Origin of the sequence: Tsukamurella tyrosinosolvens, from assembly GCF_900104775.1 — a bacterium.
GTDB classification, from domain to species: domain Bacteria; phylum Actinomycetota; class Actinomycetes; order Mycobacteriales; family Mycobacteriaceae; genus Tsukamurella; species Tsukamurella tyrosinosolvens.
Genome location: NZ_FNSA01000003.1, coordinates 3,699,363 through 3,715,743 on the forward strand (window position 1 = coordinate 3,699,363; position 16,381 = coordinate 3,715,743).

Below are 16,381 nucleotides of genomic sequence, written 5' to 3' on the forward strand. Positions count from 1 at the left end.
CGCGCGCACGGCGTCCTCATACTTCCGGGTGATATCGAACCCCTCGCGCAGCCGATCCGCGGATCGATCCGGCGTTCTTAGCGTCGCTGTCATGAACCGCCGCATGCTCGCCGCCGCAGCCGTACTCGCCGTCCCCTTGTCGTTCGGGATCTCCCTCCCCGCCGCCGCGGGCGAGGCCGCCGAGCGCGAGGACTCGTCCACCGCCACCGCGGTCCGCGCCGTCACCGATCCCGCGCTCGACACCGCCGCCCAGGTGCGCGCGGTGCCGCGCTCCCTGGGGTACGCCGCAGCGGCCGGCCCGGGGTACGCCGTGAACCCGCACGGTGACTGTTCGTCGGTGGTGCGGCTGCCCGCGGACTTCGACGCGCCCTGCAAGGCGCACGACCTGGGGTACGACCTACTGCGTCACGCCGACGCCGCCGGACGCCCGCTGGGCGGCTGGGCCCGGCACCGGATCGACGACGCCTTCGCCGACCGGCTCGCGGCCGCGTGCGCGGCACGCCCGGTCGCGCAGCGCCGCCATTGCACCGAGGTCGCCGGGTTGACGGTGATGGCGGTGCGCGCCAACACCTGGCGCCAGCACGACGGTCCGCCGCGGGCCGAGTCCCTGCGCGAGGTCGTCACCAGCTGGCTCACGGTCGGGGGGCGGCTGTGATCCCGCGGCCGCGCCTGCGCGGCGGCGTGCCCACCGGGTACGCCGTGGGGGTGGCGTGCGCGCTCTTCCCGAACCAGTTGCCGCGCACCGTCGTCGTGCAGATCGTGGCGTGCCTGCTGTTCGGCGCGATCGGGGCGGTGGCGGGGTGGGCGGTCGTGCGCCGGCGGGAGCCGTCCGACGGTGGCGGACGGGTCGCGCTCTACATCGTGGCGGCCGCGCTCGCGGGCTGGGTGCTGTGGCAGAACCACCTCCGGGCGGCCGCCGGCGCGGATCCGGTGGGGCCGCTGGCCTTCGCCGCGCTCGCCGGTGCCGTCGTGGCGGCACCGTTGGCGGCCGGCGCGCTGTGGCCTGTGCGCGCCCGGGCCGCCGTCGCGGCGCTGGCCGGTGTCGCGGTGACGGCCGGGATCGCCTGGCCCGCAACGGCGACGTCGGCGGAGACCGCGTCGTACGCGGAACGCTTCGCGGGTATCGAGTCCTCGGCACCGGGCGTGCGGGCGTACGCCTCCCTCGGCGACGGCGCCACCCCTTCCGCGCGCGCCGCGGTGGCGGTGGACCGGCTCATCGCCGCGGGCGGCCTCGCGCGGCGGGCGGTGGTGATCGCGGTGCCGACCGGATCCGGTTGGGTGGATCCTCATTTCGTGCGCGGGGTCGAGGAGTCGCTGCACGGGGACAGCGCGATCGTGGCGGTGCAGTACACCGAGATGCCGAGCTGGCAGTCGTTCGTCCTGCATCGCGACGCCGCCGCCGCGAGCACGGCCGCACTGATCGACGAGCTGCACCGGCGGGCACCGTCGAGCCCGATCCGCGTGTACGGGCAGAGTCTGGGCACGGTGGGCGTCCTCGCCGCCCAGCAGCGGGCGGCGGAGCTCCACGTCCCGATCGCCGCGACGCTGCAGGTCGGCACCCCCGCCGGCGTGGCGCTCGCGGGGCCCGCACAGCTCAACGCCTCCGATCCGGTGGGCATCTGGTCGGCGCGACTGCTGGTCGCGCCGCCGGCACGGGCCGCGTCCGGCTCCGGACGCGCCACCCCGAGGCCGCCGTGGCTGCCCGTGCTCTCGTTCGTGCAGGCGACCGTCGACCTGCTGGGTGCCACCGCTCCGCCGCCCGGCCTGGGGCACCGCTACGACGAGAGCCAGGGATCGGCACTGGTCGCGGACCTCGTCGCGCGGGAGGGCTTGCCCACCGCGGCTTAACCGGATACTTTGTGTCCAGGTTAAGGAGGACCGGCATGCGGATGAGCGAGGGCGTCGAGTGGGCGGCACACGTGTGCGTGCTGCTGCACTGGCTCGACGAGGGCGACCTCACCCCCGTCCCCGCCTCGCGACTCGCGGAGTCCTACGACCTCCCCGCCGCGTACCTCGGCAAGCAGCTGCAGGCCCTCGCGCGCACCGGGATCACCGAATCCCTCCCCGGCCGACGGGGCGGGATCCGGCTGGCGCGTCCCGCGGCGGAGATCACCCTGATGGACGTCGTCGCGGCCATCGAGGGCGGCACGGCGGCGTTCGCCTGCACCGAGATCCGGCAGCGCGGCATGAACGAGGGCAGTCCCCGCAGCGAGTTCGCGCGACCGTGCGGCATCGCGCACGCGATGCGCGGCGCCGAGCTCGCCTGGCGTCGGGAACTGGCCGCGACCTCCATCGCCGACCTGTCGGACGCAACGCCGCGCCGCGTCGCCGACGCGGCGCGCCGCCACTTCGGCGGCGCTTGAGCCACCATCCCCGCCGTCCCCGAGACCCCCGCCCTAAAACCTGGACATTCAATATCCATCTATCGAGAGGAAGATCCATGAGCCGCACCCCCGGAGCCACGTCGTCGCCCGAGACCTACACGGCGCTGGTCGCGCTGGACGGCCGGCTGGCGAAGTCGCTCGGCAAGGTCCTGTACGACATCGTCAAACTGCGCGCATCGCAGATCAACGGCTGCGCCTTCTGCGTCGACATGCACGCGAGCGACCTGGAGCGCCTCGGTACGCCGACCCGCACGATCTACGGCGTCGCCGCGTGGGAGGAGAGTCCCTTCTTCGACGAGACGCAGCGCGTCGCACTGGCTTTCGTGGAGCGGCTGACCGGCGGCATCGATGCGGTCGACGACGCCCTGTGGGACGAGGCGGGCCGCCTCCTCGGCGAGGAGCGCCGCACCGACCTGCTCGTCGCCGTCGGCACCATCAACACCTGGAACATGCTGGGCATCACCACTCACCTCCACCCCGCCCCATGACCCCACCCTGACCTCTGACCTCGCCGCCACCCGGACTTAACAGCGTTAGCCCAGGACGCTTCCTGGGACTTCTCCTGCATCGGCTGCTGGCTACCCGCCGGTAGCCGATACAGGGGAACCGCAACACAGGGCTCGCGCGTAAAATGAACATGGGGGCGTTCGAGCGCGAGGTGCATCGATCAGCGGACCTGATCGCCGCCGTGGGCCGGTATGCGGCGGAGAAGGACTACCTCTGCATCACACCCGGCTTCCGAGTTCCGCGCGGATCCGCCGGCGGCGCGGTCGGAGACCTCGCGACGGCGATGATCCGCCAGTACCCCGGATCCGCGCTGTGCGGCTGGACGGCGGCGCGACTGCACCTGCACACGATGGCGAAGTCACGGGAGATCGTCGAAGTCCTGGGGCCGAAGCAGATCCGCCGACGCGGCATCCTCAGTCGTACCGCCGAGTTCGACGCGGACGACATCGTCGTCCGCTACGGGCTGCCGTGCACCTCACCGCTCCGCACGACGATGGACCTCATTCGCTACACCGCCGGCGACGAGGGCATCGCCGCCGCGGACCAGTGCCTCCGCGTCTTCGGCAGGCCGGCCACGACGCACCGTCCGGCCTGGGTGTCGCGCCCGGCGATGGCGACCGCGGCGCAGATCGAGGCCGAGCTCGCGCGACGCGAGTGGTGGCGGGGCACCCGCATCCGGTCCGTTCTCGACGAGGCCGACGGTCGCGCCCAATCGCCGTGGGAGACCTTCTCCCGGTTGACGCTCCATCGCGCCGGACTGACGACCATGATTCCGCAGGTTCCCGTGCTCGACGGCGAGTACTTCCTCGACCTCGCCGACGAGGAGCACAAGGTCGCCGTGGAGTACGACGGCGCCCATCATCGCGACGCGAAGCAGCACGCCGCCGACGTCGAGCGCTGGAACGTGCTCGAGAAGGACCTCGGCTGGAACCTCATCATCGTGACGTCGGGGCCGTTGACGAACCGCCCGGACGTCCTCCTTCGCCGCGTCCGCACCGCACTCGCGGAGCGCGACCATCCCGCTACCAGTGGGTAACCAGCACTCGCCGCAGACGTTTCCCCAGGACGCCGCCTGGGCTAACGCTGTTAAGTCACCCGACGGGTCGATCCGATGGGCCGAGGTCAGCGCCGCGGGCGACCGTCAGGCGACGGGACCGCGGGCGGTCTCGTAGGCGGCGCCGACCTTGTAGAGCCGGTCGTCCGCCTGCGCCGGCGCCAGGATCTGCAGGCCGACGGGGAGACCGTCGTCCGTGGAGAGGCCCGACGGCACGGACATGCCGCAATGGCCGGCGAGGTTCGTCGGCAGCGTGAACAGGTCGAACAGGTACATCGCCAGCGGATCGCCGACCTTCTCCCCCAGTTTGAACGCCGTGGTGGGGGTGGTCGGCGAGACGATGACGTCCACCTGCTCGTAGGCCTTCGCGAAGTCCGCGGCCAGCAGGGTGCGGACCTTCTGCGCGCTGCCGTAGTAGGCGTCGTAATAGCCCGAGCTCAGCGCGTAGGTGCCGATCATGATGCGCCGCTTGACCTCCGCGCCGAAGCCGGCCTCGCGGGTGAGCGCCATGACCTCCTCCGCGGAGTGCGTGCCGTCGTCGCCCGACCGGAGGCCGTAGCGCATGGCGTCGAACCGGGCGAGGTTCGACGAGACCTCCGACGGGAGGATCAGGTAGTACGCGGCCAGCGAGTACTGGAGTGTGGGCAACGAGACCTCGACGGTCTCGGCACCCAGGTCGCGCAGATGCTGCACGGCCTTCTCGAACGACGCCTGGACGCCGGCCTCGGTGCCGTCGGCGCCGAACTCCTTGACCAGGCCCACCCGGACGCCCGTGAGGTCGCCGGCGGCGCCCGCGCGGGCGGCGGCCACCACGCCGGGAACCGGGGCGTCGAGCGAGGTCGAGTCGCGCGGATCGTGTCCGGCGATCACCTCGTGCAGGAGTGCGGTGTCGAGGACGGTGCGCGCGCACGGCCCGCCCTGGTCCAGCGACGAGGCGCAGGCGACGAGGCCGTAGCGGCTGACGGCGCCGTACGTCGGGCGCACGCCGACGGTGGCCGTCAGCGACGCGGGCTGGCGGATGGAGCCGCCGGTGTCGGTACCGATGGCGAGCGGCGCCTCATGCGAGGCGAGGGCCGCGGCGCTGCCGCCGCCGGAGCCGCCCGGGGTGCGGTCGGCGGCCCACGGGTTGCGGGTCACGCCGTACGCCGAGTTCTCCGTCGACGAGCCCATGGCGAACTCGTCCATGTTGGTCTTGCCGAGGATCGGGATGCCGGCGGCGCGCAGCTTCGCGGTGACGGTCGCGTCGTACGGCGCCGTCCACCCCTCGAGGATCTTGGAGCCGCAGGTGGTCGGCGCGTCGGTCGTCGTGAAGACGTCCTTGAGCGCCAGCGGCACGCCGGCCAGCGCGGACGCGGGCTGCTCGCCGCGGGCCCGGGCCTCGTCGACGGCGCGGGCGGCCGCGAGGGCCTCCTCGCCCGAGACGTGGAGGAACGCGCCCAGCTCGCCGTCGACCTCGGCGATCCGGTCCAGATGCGCCTGGGTGACCTCGACGGAGCTCAGCTCGCCCGCGGCGATCTTCCCGGCCAGGTCGGCGGCGGTGGCGCCGGTGATCTCGGTGGATGCACGCAGATCGGTCACGGTCACTCCTCCCCCAGGATGCGCGGCACGGCGAAGCGGTCGCCCTCGCGGTTCGGGGCGCCCGAGAGCGCCTCCTCCGGCGTCAGGCTCCCGACGGGGCTGTCCGCCCGGTTCACGTTCACGTTGCCCTCGGGCAGGGTGAGCGGCGCGACGTCGGCGTCGCCGACCTCGGTCACCACCTTGACGTGCTCGAGGATCGAATCGAGCTGCGTGGCGAAGACGTCGAGCTCTTCGTCGGTGACGGCGAGGCGCGACAGGCGCGCCAGGTGGGCGACCTCGTCCCGGGAGATGGCAGACATGCCCTTGATCCTAGGCGGCGCCGCTCGTCGCCCGCACACGGCGGTCACGCCACCGTGACGACCACCTTGCCCCGCGCACCGCGCGTCGCCGCCGCGGCCAGCGCCTCGTCGAATCGGGCCAGCGGGAAGGTCGCGCGCACCCGGGGAGCCAGGACGCCCTGCGCGGCGAGGTCGAACAGCCCGGCGAGCCGTTGGCCGTCGGCGCGCACCGACACGGCGACGGACCGGATCCGGTCCGTCCGGGGCTCGGTCCCGGGGAGCACCGCGATGTACGCGCCGCCGTCGCGGACCGTCGCGGCGACGGACTCGCCGAGGGACGCGGTGTCCAGCGCGGCGTCGTACCCGCCGGTGAGGCCGGTGGCCGCCTCGGCCCCGGCGTCCCGCACGCCCTCGGCGTCGGCGGGACGCGCGAGGCCCGTGACCGTCCAGCCGGCGCGTACCGCGAGGGGAACGGCGAAGCCGCCGACCGCGCCCGCGGCGCCGGTGATCAGCAGGTCTCCCCCGGGCTCGCCGACGAGGTCGAGGGCCTGGGCGGCCGTGAGCGACGCCAGCGGTAGGGCCGCCGCGTCGACGGTGCCGATCCCGTCCGGGATCGGCGCGACGTCGGCGGCGGGCAGCGCAACGTACTCCGCGAAGGTGGCGACCGTCGGGTCGGCGACGATGGCGGCGACGCGGGTGCCGGGCGCGATCGCGGCGCCGTCGCCCACGGCGACGACCTCCCCCGCGAGATCCCAGCCGAGGCCGAGCACCGCGTCGGGCGCGGCCCAGCCGGCGTCGCGCGGGCCTCCGGCGGCGGTGAACGCATCGACCGGGTTGACCGCGGCCGCGGCGATCCGCACGAGGACCTCGCCCGCGGGAACGGGGACCTCGACGATCGCGGGAGCGCCGCCGGGGCGCACGTGTACTGCCTGCATGGTGGTTCCTTCCGCCGGTCGCCCCGCGGTTCGGGGCGTTGCCTTCACACCATCGCAGCGCTACTCTCCATTGGGAAGTACGTACCCCGGAGTGCGTAAGGAACGCGGAGGATCACGATGGCCACCACGACGGCCGCGCAGCGGCGCGAGATCGAGCGACTGGAGTACGACGCCTTCCTCGCGCAGTGCCCGAGCCGACAGCTGCTGGAGCAGCTGTCGTCCAAGTGGGTCACCCTGCTGTTGTGCGCGCTGCACGAACGGCCGCAGCGGTACTCGGAACTGTCGCGCGAGGTGGCCGGCGTGAGCCAGAAGATGCTCACCCAGACCCTGCGCACCCTCGAGCGCGACGGCCTCATCTCCCGCGACGTCGAGGCGACGGTCCCCGTCACGGTGACCTACGCGATCACCGAACTGGGCGAATCCCTGCACGAGGTGGTCCAGCACCTCAAGCGGTGGGCCGAGAGCAACATGCCCGCGGTGCACCGCGCCCGCGCCGACTACGACGCGGCGACGAGCGCCTAGGAGATCGCGGAGCCGCTCGCCGCTTCCCTCCGGAGACCGCCGCCGCCGGAGATACAGTGCGATGATGGACTCGACGTGGCCGCGCCCCGAGCGGCGCATCGCAGCGCTGATCCGTGAGGTGGCGGAGCGACTCCTCGCGTCGTCGGACGCCGCGGTCGCCGAGCTGACCGCCGCGGCGCACGAGGCGGCCGACTACCGCGCCGTGCTCGACGACCCTCAGCTCGTGGCTGCGGACCGCCGGATGAACAAGACGAACATGATGCACTGGTTGTCGGGCAACCTGCAGGATCCCGGCGCGCGGGTGCCCCCCAGCACCGACCCGGACATCCTGCAGTTCGCCCGCGACGTGGTGCGGCGCGGGCTGGACATGCACGACCTCGGCTCGTGGCGGGGCGCCCAGCACGGCGCGTGGTCCGCGTGGGTCGACGAGTGCTTCGCGGCGACGAGCGACCTCGACGAGTTGCGCGAACTGATGAAGATCTCCGAACGATCGATGTCCACCTTCGTCGACGATTCCATCGCGGCGCTCGATGAGTACGTCGAGCAGGAACGCGCGGAGCTTGCGCGGGGCGCGAGCGCCGAGCGGCACGCGACGGTCCAACTCCTGCTCGAAGGAGCGCCGATCGGGCGCGACCGGGCGGAGGCCCGGCTGGGCTACGCCCTCACCGGAAGTCACCTCGCGGCGATCGTCTGGAGCGACTCCACCGACGACGCAGCCGGACTCGACGCTGCGGCGGAGGCCGTGATGCGCGCGGGCGGCGCGACCCGCCGGCTCACGCTCAACGCGAGCGCGTCCGCGCTCTGGGTGTGGGTGCCGACCGAGGCGGCCCCGGCCGTCGAGGCGGCGGAGGCGGCGCTGGCCGATCGAATCGGGGTCCACGTCGCCTTCGGACGACCGGGGAGGGATCTGGAGGGATTCCGTCGGAGCCACCTCGACGCCCTCGCCGCGCAGCGCGTTCTGGCGCGGGTCGGATCCGCGCGCCCGGTGGTGCGGTACGAGGACGTCGCCCTGATCTCGGTCCTGACCGCGGACATGGCACAGGCTGATCAGTTCGTCACCGACACGCTCGGCGACCTGGCCACCGCGGACGCCGGCCTCCGGGACACCGCGCTGACGTACGTGCGGGAACGGTTCAACGCGTCGGCGGCCGCGGAGAAGCTGTACACGCACCGCAACACCGTCGAGCGACGGCTGGCGCGGGTGGATCAGCTACTACCCGCGCCGCTCGCCGACAACGCGGCGAGCGTGGTGGCCGCCCTCATGCTCGTGCAGCTGCGCGACTGAGGGCGGCCCGGGCGCAGTCACATGGGCAGGTCCGGCGAGTCGACGCCGACCACCCGGTCGCCGCAGAACACCCGGACGGACTCGGCGGGGCCGTGCCCACCGATGCCGGACGGTCCCCAGAAGCTCTGCGCCGAATCGTCGCCGAGGTCGGCCACTTTCGCGCCGTTGACACGCACCTCACCGGACTTGACGCGGGCGCCGACGGCGATCGCACGATCGGTGTCGGTGCCGAAGACGTAGGCGTCGAGACCCGACGGGTGCGCGTTCGCGGCGCGCAGCGCCTCCTCGTCGGAATCCACCCCGTGCAGCGAGATGACGGGACCGAACAGCTCGGCGGTGGTGCGATCGGGATCCGACCCGGTCGCGATGGTGGGCGACAGGAAGAACCCCGCGAGCCCGGGCAGCTCCCCCGGCTGGTCGATGTGAGCGCCCAGGGCGCGCAGGCCGTCGATCCGCTGCAGGAGGGTCCGGTAGTGCGGCTCGTTGGAGATCGGGCCGATGTCGGTGCCCTCGTCGAGCGAGTGCCCGATCCGCAGGTTCGCGATCCGCGCGGCCAGGGCCTCCCGCAGGGGCTGCACCAGCCGGTGCGGCGCCAGCACCTTGCCCGGCCCCTCGCACCACTGCCCGTTGAGATTCGTCATACCCGTGAGGATCCCGTCGGCGGCGACGTCCACGTCGGCGTCGTCGAGGACGAGCGCGGGGTTGTTGCCGCCCAGCTCCAACTGGAGGACCGTGAAGTCCTCGGCGGCGGCGCGGGCGATGGCGCGGCCGGCGCCGGGGCCGCCGGTGAACGACACCACCTGGATGCGCCGGTCGCCGGTGAGCGCCGCGCCGATGTCCCCCGCGCCGTGCACCAGTTGCAGCGCCCCCTCGGGCAGCCCGGCGTCGGCGAAGCACTCGACGATCGCCTGTGCGCTCGACGGCGCGTGCTCGGACGGCTTGAGGATCACCGGGCAGCCCGCGGCGATCGCGCTGGCCGCCTTCGCCGCGGGGATGAAGCTGGGACCGTTCCACGGCGTGAGGATCGCGGCCGGGCCCCACGGGATCCGGTGCAGCCGGACGTCGCGGCCGTCGGCGGCGAGCGGCGAGACGCGGGCGATGGTCCGCGCCTCGGCCGCGGCACCGCGGAGGCGGTACGGCAGGAACGCCGCGACCTTCCGCGTGGCGCTGATCGCGGTGCCGCTGGTGAGCGCGTCGATGCGGGCGATCTCCTCGATCCGCTCCTCCACCTTCGCCGCGGCCCGCTCCAGCGCGTCGGCGCGCTCCAGACGGAACTCGTCGGCGGTGAAGTCGGTGGCCTCATAGACCCGCTCGGCGAGCTGCAACGCGCGCTCGAGGTCCGCGGAGGCCGTGGTCACCATCCGGTGCACGGGCTCGCCCGTGTTGGGGTCGACGTTCCAGGCGTCGAGCGTCCTGCAGTCGATCCATTCGCCGGCGATGTAGCTACGCGGCTGCGCGAGTGTGGTGTTCATGGTGGTCATCGGGTCGCCTCCACGGCATCGAGTCGGACGTCGGGTCGGGCGGGGTCGTCCGAGGCGGTGGGCATGGCGACGACGATGCGCGTGACCTCGCCCGAGGTCATCGCCTCGAACCCCTCGTTGATTCGGTCGAACGGGATCACCTCGGTCACCATCTCGTCGAGCATCAGACGCCCCTGCTGGTACAGGCGCGCGAATTGCGCGATGTCCTCCCGGGCCTGACCGGAGCCCATGTACGAGCCGATCAGCTTCTTCTCGGTGAAGAAGAAGTCGTGCGCGGGCACGGCGAGCTCCGTGCCCATCGGTGCGATCCCGACGAGGCAGGCGGTGCCGGTGCCGCGGACCGCCGCCAACGCGGTGGCCGCGGTGCGGGCGGATCCGACCGCCTCGAAGGCGTAGTCGACGCCGTCGCCGAGGAGTTCGCGGATCTCCGCCGGCACGTCCGAGGCGCCGTTCACGGTGTGCGTGGCACCGTAGGAACGCGCCGCCTCCAGCCGCGCGTCATCGAGGTCGATCCCGATGATCGCCGATGCGCCCGCCAGTCGCGCGCCCTGGATGATGGCGGAACCGACACCGCCGCAGCCGATCACCGCGACCGTGGATCCCGCCCGGACCTGCGCTCCACGGAAGACCGCGCCGACGCCTGTCACGATGCAGCACGACAGGAGACAGCCGACGGTGGTCGAGACGTCGTCGGGCAGCTTCACGACGGCGTTGGCCCGCAACAGGATGTGTTCCGAGAACGCCCCCACGTCGCCGAGCCGCGCGACGGGCGTACCGTCGGGCAGCGCGTACGCGGGCCTCGGACGCTCCCGGATCTCGTCCTGCCGCTGGCACTGTGTGGAGTGCCCGGCGTCGCAGTTCCGGCACTGGCCGCAGGACGGCGTGAGCGCCCCGGTGACCCGATCGCCCGGGCGCAATCCCGTGACCGCCGAGCCGACGGATTCGACGATCCCGGCCACCTCGTGCCCGACCACGACGGGCAGCTCGGTGGGGACGGTGCCGGTCATGTAGTGCAGGTCGCTGTGGCACAGCCCCACGTGGGTGACGGCGAGACGCACCTCGTGCGGCTGCGGATCGTCGACGTGGATGCCGGTGAGCTGCAACGGCTCGCCCACGGCGGTGAGGACGGCGGCGCGGGTGGTGATCATCGGGCTCCTCCGGTGGTAGCGGTGGCGGGTGTGGTGCGGGCGTCCCAGAATTCCTGGACCCCGGCGGTGAGGGCTCCGCTGTTCCACGACGCGTCGGCCGCAGCGTCCTCACGGGCGAAGGCGCGCTCGATCTCGTCGAGCGTCGGCCGCAGCAGTTCCAGGTGCAGGGCGGTGGTGTTGGCCCCCTCCGGCGTCCACGCGTGGACCACGTCGACGGCGCGGTCGACGAGCGCGGTTCCCTCGACGACCTCGTCGAGCAGGCCGATCCGGAGCGCCTCGTCGGCACCGATGCGCTCGGAGCCGAGGATCATCCGCATCGCGTGCCCGCGGACGATCCGCGGCAACAGGAGGCTGGACGCGTTCGAGATCGTCAGTCCCCGGGCGTTCTCCGGCTGGTAGTACGTCGTCCCGGGTACGCCGATCCGCGCGTCGCAGCACAGCGTGATCTCCGACGCGCCGCCCACGGCGATCCCGTTGACCGCGGCCACGACGGGAACGCGGGTCTCGATCACCGCGCGGGTCACGTCGTGGAAGCTCTCGAAGCTCTCGCGCATCCCGTCGAAGCTCGTCGGCGGCGCGGAGAGGTCCTCGCCGGCGCTGAACGCGCGGCCGGTACCCGTGAGCACGATGCCGCGGGCGCGGTCGCCCGTGCCGTACTCGCGGATGAGGGCGGCGAGGCGGCGGCGCATGCCGACCGTCAACGCGTTGAGCTTGTCGGGGCGGCGCAGCGTGATGATCGCGACCTCGCGCACCACCTCCACGAGCACCTGCTCGACGGGATCGTTGTTCTGTTCCACGGGGTTCTCCTTGTTCGACGGTGCCGGGGCGCTCGCCGGCGCCGGGGCGCGCAGGTCGAAGACCGGGCCGGGCACCTCGGCGGCACGGGCCTTGAGGGCGGGTTTCGCGACCCGCTGTGAGGGGGTCCGCGGGAGGTCGGTGACGAACTCGATGAAGCGCGGCACCTTGAACTTCGCGAGCCGTTCGGCGACACGCGCGACGATCGCCACAGCCGCCGCGTGATCGGCCGCGATTCCGGGCGCGAGCTGGACGAAGGCCTTGACCTCCTCGCCGAGCACCGGGTCGGGTTCGGCGACGACGGCGGAGGCGACCACGGCATCGTCGTGCTCGAGGGCGGCCTCGACCTCCACGGCGGCCACGTTCTCGCCGCCACGGCGCACCATGTCCTTGAGCCGACCCACGAGGCGGATGCCGCCGCGCTCGTCGACGACGGCGAGGTCGCCGGTGTGCAGGCGGCCGTCGCGGAGCGTCTCGGCCGTGGCTTCGGGCCGGTTCCAGTAGCCGAGCATCATCGGGACGCCGGCGACGGTGAGCTCCCCGGGCGTGCCGGTCGGCACCGCGGCACCGTCGGCGCCGACGATCCGGATCTCCTTGGTGGCGATGGGATGCCCGAGGGTGCCGCTGCCGACGGCCGCAGTGTCCTCGAACGGGCTGAACAGGTCGATGCCGCTCTCCGTCATGCCGTAGACCTCGCGCCACGGGGCGCCCCAGCGGTCCTCCAGGTCGGCGTGCAGCGCCGCGGGGATCGCCGAGCAGAACACCGCGCGGAGGCGATTGTTCCGGTCCTCGGGGCTCGGCGGCTGCTTGAACAGCAGCGTCGGCATCGACCCGAGCACGTAGCAGAACGTCGCGCCGTGGCGGCGCACGTCGGCCATGAATCCCGACGCGGAGAAGCGCGGAAGGACCACGAGCGGCGCCCCGGTGGTGAGAGCCAGGACCGTGTTCCACTGCGGGTCCATGTACGAGAACGGCTGCGCGGTCAGCAGGACGTCGTCCTGGCCCAGCCCGACGGCCGCGGCGCACGCCCAGCCGATCCGCGTCCAGTAGTCGTGGGTCAGCATGCACGCCTTCGGGAATCCCGTCGTCCCCGAGGTGTACTGCAGGTTGGCGAGGCTGTCGGGGGCGCCGGCCACCGCCGGCGGCGTGGCGGGGAACGCGGCGTCGGACGTGTCCGCGATGTCCAACACGGCGACGCCTGCGAGGGCGCGATCGCCGGCGATCACGTCGTGCACCAGCGGGACGTGATCGGCATCGGTCACGATCACCCGGGCGCCCGAATCGGCGAGCACGAACTGCAGATCGGCTGCGCGGTAGGCGGAGTTGACGGGCACCGCCACCCCGCCGGCCTTGAGCACTGCGAGCCAGGTGAGCGGCCAGCCCGCGATGTTGGGCAGCATGATCGCGACGCGGTCGCCCGGGGCGATCCCGTCTGTCTCGATGAGCCGGTGCGCGAGACGCGACGACGCCTCGTCGAACCGACGGTACGTCCACGATTCGTCACCGAAGCGCAGCAGCTCGGCCTCCGGGGTGCGGGCGGCACCGTCGGCGAGCAGGCCCGTGACGGTCCGGACGCGGGGTGTGTCGCCGATCGCGTCGGCGGCGACGGCGCGCCGCATGGCCGGGGCGGCACAGGTGCGGGTCGTGTCGATGGTCATCCCCAGGCCTCCTGTCGTTTCCTCGATTCGTCGACGATCCAGTCCATGGCCGGGTCGTCGCGCTCCATCCACTCGGGGTGCCACTGCACCCCGAGGATCGGGGCGCCCGGCACCTCCACCGCTTCGATCACGCCGTCGGGCGCGCGGCCGGTCACGACGAGCCCGGCACCGCAGCGGTCCAGGGCCTGGTGGTGCCACGAGTTGGTGACCATGCTCGGGCCGAAGACGCGCGCCGCGGTCGAGCCGGGCACGAAGGTCACCACGTGGTCGGCGTCGCCGTCCGTGGGTGCTCCCTGCTGCGACAGGTGCGGTATCGGCCCCGGCGGCAGATCGGCGATCAGCGTGCCGCCGAGCGCGACGTTGAGCACCTGCACGCCGCGGCACACACCCAACAGCGGGATCCCGCGGTCGATCGCGACGCGGGTGAGCGCGAACTCGTACTCGTCGCGCTCGGGGTCGTGGGCGTTGGTGTCGGTGCGGGGATCGATGCCGCGGACCACGGAGGCGTCGCCGCCCCACCGGTCCGGATGCACGTCCTGCCCGCCGGTGACGACCACGCCGGACAGCCATTCGCAGGCGTCGACGGGGTCGGCATCGTAGGGCAGGTGCACGGGCACGCCGCCCGCCTCCGCGATGCGGGTCGCGAACGCGGACATGAACGAGTCCATGCACGCCTTGCCGTACCGGGGGTCGGCGCTGGCGAGCAGGCTGAGCTGGAATCGGCGGCCGGTGATCCCGACCAACGGCTTGCGGCTCATGAGAACTCGAAGTAGCGACGGGACTCCCACTCGGAGAGTTCGGCGTACGGGTCGCCGCCCGTGGTGTGGAACTGCATCCACTCCCACCGGCGCGAGGCCGTCCAGAAGTCGACGAACTCGTCGCCGAGGTACTCGCGGAGGAGCTCGTCCGCGTCGAGCGCGGCGATCGCCTTCGTCATCGAGTCGGGGATCCGCTCGACGCCGCAGTCGTCGGGGAGGCACCAGGCCATGTCGTCGACCTGCGGCGGCGGGGCCACCTTCTTCTCGATCCCCGCGACGATGCCGGCGAGCACGGTGGCCAGCGCGTAGTAGGGGTTGACGTCGGAGCCGGGCACGCGGTACTCGAGCCGGGAGTACTTCGGATGCCCCGCGATGGCGCGCAGCGCCGCGGTCTTGTTGCTGACGCCCCAGGTGATGGTCGTGGGCGGGCCCGAGACGTCCACCAGACGGCGGTACGAGGTGATCTGCGGGAGCGAGATCAGGGTGGCGCCCGCCATCGTCGCCATGAGGCCGCCGACCGCGTCGAGCATGAGCTCGGAGGGCCCGTCGGGCGCGTAGAACTGGTTGACGCCGTCGCGCTGCAGCGAGACGTTGAGGTGCGCGCCCTGTCCGAAGCCCGCGGTGGGCTTGGCCATGAAGGTGACCGACCGCCCCTTCTCGCAGGCGATCTCACGCATGACCTGTTTGGTCCGCACCCACGCGTCGGCGACCGCGAGCGGCGCGCCGGGCGCGATGTTCAGTTCGGTCTGCCCGGGGGCGGCCTCGTCGGTCCACGCCTCCCAGACGATGCCGAGCTCGTCGAGCCGGTCGGTGACGGCCTCCATGTAGTCGATCCAGTCCGACGACCGGGCGAGGTTGTAGGTCGCGCCGGTCTCTCCGCCCAGCGGTGTCAGGTCGCGGTATCCGCGGGCGCGGGCCTCCTGGATGGACTCCTCGAACAGGGTGGTCTCGATCTCGACGGCGACCGTCGCGGTGTAGCCCAGGGCGGCGAGCCGATCGATCTGCCGGCGCACGAGGTTGCGCGGACAGATCGGATTGGGGCTGCCGTCCTTCAGCCAGAAGTCGCCGATCACGGAGTGGACGCCGGGTTTCCACTCCACGAGCGTGCTCATGTCGGGCAGCAGCGCGATGTCGTAGAGGTTGCCGCGCCACTCGGGATACGGGTCACCGAAGACGACGTCGGTGCCCATGTCGATGGCGAACAGGACGTCGGCGAACGCGAACCCGGCGGCCTTGCCCGAGGCGAACTTCGCGGGCGTGACGCTCTTGCCCATGAAGCTGCCGTCGTGATTGGTGGCCTCCACGCGATAGGCCTTGACCGGCCGGCCGGTGGTCGTAGCGTCCGGAATGGGATCAGACATCGTAACGGGCCTTCCACGAGGCGGCGGTCATGGCCGAGAGCTGGGCCATGCTGCCCTGAACGCCCAGACCGCGTTCCAGGGCGGTGAACAGGAAGTCGGCGCCGGTGAAGACACCGGCGAGCGCGTCGGGTGTGCCGACCATGCGGTAGGTCGTCGCGCCCGCGCCGAAGCGGGCCTCCTCGCGCCCGTCCGGCCCCGTGGCCACGGCGACGAGGACATCGGGCACGCCGCGGATCGCGCGCGTGGCCTCCCAGAACCGGGCGCCGGCCGTGCGCCAGTCGGGCAGCGGGAACTGCAGCGCGCGGAGCATCGCTCCGGCGAGCTCCGGATCGCCGTCGACGCCCGCGCTCGCGAACCGGGACGCGAGGTCGACGACGACCGTGGCGTCGGTCGGGGCGAAGACGCCGCCGGTCACGGTCACGGCACCGTCGGAGAAGGTGACGGTGGCGGCTTGCGGCGTGGAGTGCGAGCGGACGGCGACGGTGCCCACCCCGCGCCCGAGGACGTCAGGGGCGTGGTCGAGCCGGACCGCGTCGCGCAGGGTGCGACCGATCAGCCGGACGACGGGTGCGGCATCGTCGTCGATCTCGACCCGCACCGTCGCCGCGGGGGCGGCGGGGAGTGTCGTGGTGTACAT

The 16,381-nt window shown here is 72.7% G+C and carries 16 protein-coding genes; 7 read left to right on the top strand and 9 right to left on the bottom strand.

Translation table 11 applies throughout. The annotated features are described in order from the left end of the window. Positions 1 to 91: 91 nt before the first annotated feature. The 5 genes from BLW32_RS20280 (at position 92) to BLW32_RS20300 (ending at position 3,927) form a co-directional block, all read left to right on the top strand. On the top strand, positions 92 to 655 hold the full coding sequence (locus BLW32_RS20280) for a hypothetical protein (protein ID WP_068521558.1): 564 nt from the start codon (positions 92 to 94) through the stop codon (positions 653 to 655). Next, positions 652 to 1,848 (top strand): alpha/beta-hydrolase family protein, encoded by a 1,197-nt coding sequence (locus tag BLW32_RS20285; protein WP_068739496.1) that lies wholly within the window; start codon positions 652 to 654, stop codon positions 1,846 to 1,848. Before BLW32_RS20280 ends, BLW32_RS20285 begins: the two co-directional genes overlap by 4 nt. A 35-nt stretch (positions 1,849 to 1,883) precedes the next feature. Beyond that, positions 1,884 to 2,363: an RrF2 family transcriptional regulator gene (locus BLW32_RS20290; RefSeq protein WP_068739498.1), complete on the top strand. Its 480-nt coding sequence runs from the start codon at positions 1,884 to 1,886 to the stop codon at positions 2,361 to 2,363. A 77-nt stretch (positions 2,364 to 2,440) separates the two neighbouring features. Next, the gene (locus BLW32_RS20295; protein ID WP_068521564.1) at positions 2,441 to 2,872 is read left to right on the top strand and encodes a carboxymuconolactone decarboxylase family protein; all 432 of its coding nucleotides are present in this window, start codon (positions 2,441 to 2,443) and stop codon (positions 2,870 to 2,872) included. A gap of 149 nt (positions 2,873 to 3,021) precedes the next feature. Further along, entirely contained in the window at positions 3,022 to 3,927 is a 906-nt protein-coding gene (locus tag BLW32_RS20300; protein WP_170181035.1) for a DUF559 domain-containing protein, read from the top strand. A gap of 105 nt (positions 3,928 to 4,032) precedes the next feature. On the opposite strand, the gene gatA is transcribed toward BLW32_RS20300, so the two are convergent. Genes gatA through BLW32_RS20315 form a run of 3 tightly spaced genes read right to left on the bottom strand, consistent with a single transcriptional unit; the run spans position 4,033 to position 6,736 of the window. Beyond that, positions 4,033 to 5,523 (bottom strand): Asp-tRNA(Asn)/Glu-tRNA(Gln) amidotransferase subunit GatA, encoded by a 1,491-nt coding sequence (gene gatA, locus BLW32_RS20305; protein ID WP_231857281.1) that lies wholly within the window; start codon positions 5,521 to 5,523, stop codon positions 4,033 to 4,035. Positions 5,524 to 5,525: 2 nt separating this feature from the next. Continuing rightward, positions 5,526 to 5,822, bottom strand: a complete 297-nt coding sequence (gatC, locus tag BLW32_RS20310; protein WP_068521571.1) for an Asp-tRNA(Asn)/Glu-tRNA(Gln) amidotransferase subunit GatC — start codon at positions 5,820 to 5,822, stop codon at positions 5,526 to 5,528. Positions 5,823 to 5,866: 44 nt separating this feature from the next. Then, complete coding sequence (locus tag BLW32_RS20315) at positions 5,867 to 6,736, bottom strand: zinc-binding dehydrogenase (protein WP_068739504.1); 870 nt, start codon at positions 6,734 to 6,736, stop codon at positions 5,867 to 5,869. A 117-nt stretch (positions 6,737 to 6,853) separates the two neighbouring features. On the opposite strand from BLW32_RS20315, the gene BLW32_RS20320 reads away from it, so the two are divergent. After that, positions 6,854 to 7,258, top strand: a complete 405-nt coding sequence (locus BLW32_RS20320) for a winged helix-turn-helix transcriptional regulator (protein ID WP_068521575.1) — start codon at positions 6,854 to 6,856, stop codon at positions 7,256 to 7,258. 64 nt (positions 7,259 to 7,322) lie between these two features. Continuing rightward, positions 7,323 to 8,543 carry a helix-turn-helix domain-containing protein gene (locus tag BLW32_RS20325; protein ID WP_068523212.1) on the top strand — a complete coding sequence of 407 codons (1,221 nt, stop codon included), beginning with the start codon at positions 7,323 to 7,325 and terminating at the stop codon, positions 8,541 to 8,543. A gap of 17 nt (positions 8,544 to 8,560) precedes the next feature. Here BLW32_RS20325 and BLW32_RS20330 read toward each other — a convergent pair whose 3' ends face one another. The 6 genes from BLW32_RS20330 to BLW32_RS20355 are packed head-to-tail and all read right to left on the bottom strand — an operon-like array spanning position 8,561 to position 16,381. Further along, positions 8,561 to 10,024: an aldehyde dehydrogenase family protein gene (locus tag BLW32_RS20330; RefSeq protein WP_068521577.1), complete on the bottom strand. Its 1,464-nt coding sequence runs from the start codon at positions 10,022 to 10,024 to the stop codon at positions 8,561 to 8,563. Next, the gene (locus BLW32_RS20335) at positions 10,021 to 11,172 is read right to left on the bottom strand and encodes a Zn-dependent alcohol dehydrogenase (RefSeq protein ID WP_068521579.1); all 1,152 of its coding nucleotides are present in this window, start codon (positions 11,170 to 11,172) and stop codon (positions 10,021 to 10,023) included. The genes BLW32_RS20330 and BLW32_RS20335 overlap by 4 nt, the downstream gene beginning before the upstream one ends. After that, positions 11,169 to 13,625, bottom strand: coding sequence for an AMP-binding protein (locus tag BLW32_RS20340; RefSeq protein WP_082791171.1), 2,457 nt, complete (start codon positions 13,623 to 13,625; stop codon positions 11,169 to 11,171). The genes BLW32_RS20335 and BLW32_RS20340 overlap by 4 nt, the downstream gene beginning before the upstream one ends. Next, a complete protein-coding gene (locus tag BLW32_RS20345; protein WP_068521583.1) occupies positions 13,622 to 14,383 on the bottom strand; it encodes a gamma-glutamyl-gamma-aminobutyrate hydrolase family protein in 762 nt (253 codons plus the stop codon). Before BLW32_RS20345 ends, BLW32_RS20340 begins: the two co-directional genes overlap by 4 nt. Then, complete coding sequence (locus BLW32_RS20350; protein ID WP_068739506.1) at positions 14,380 to 15,744, bottom strand: glutamine synthetase family protein; 1,365 nt, start codon at positions 15,742 to 15,744, stop codon at positions 14,380 to 14,382. Before BLW32_RS20350 ends, BLW32_RS20345 begins: the two co-directional genes overlap by 4 nt. Then, positions 15,737 to 16,381: a hypothetical protein gene (locus tag BLW32_RS20355; RefSeq protein WP_068739508.1), complete on the bottom strand. Its 645-nt coding sequence runs from the start codon at positions 16,379 to 16,381 to the stop codon at positions 15,737 to 15,739. The genes BLW32_RS20350 and BLW32_RS20355 overlap by 8 nt, the downstream gene beginning before the upstream one ends.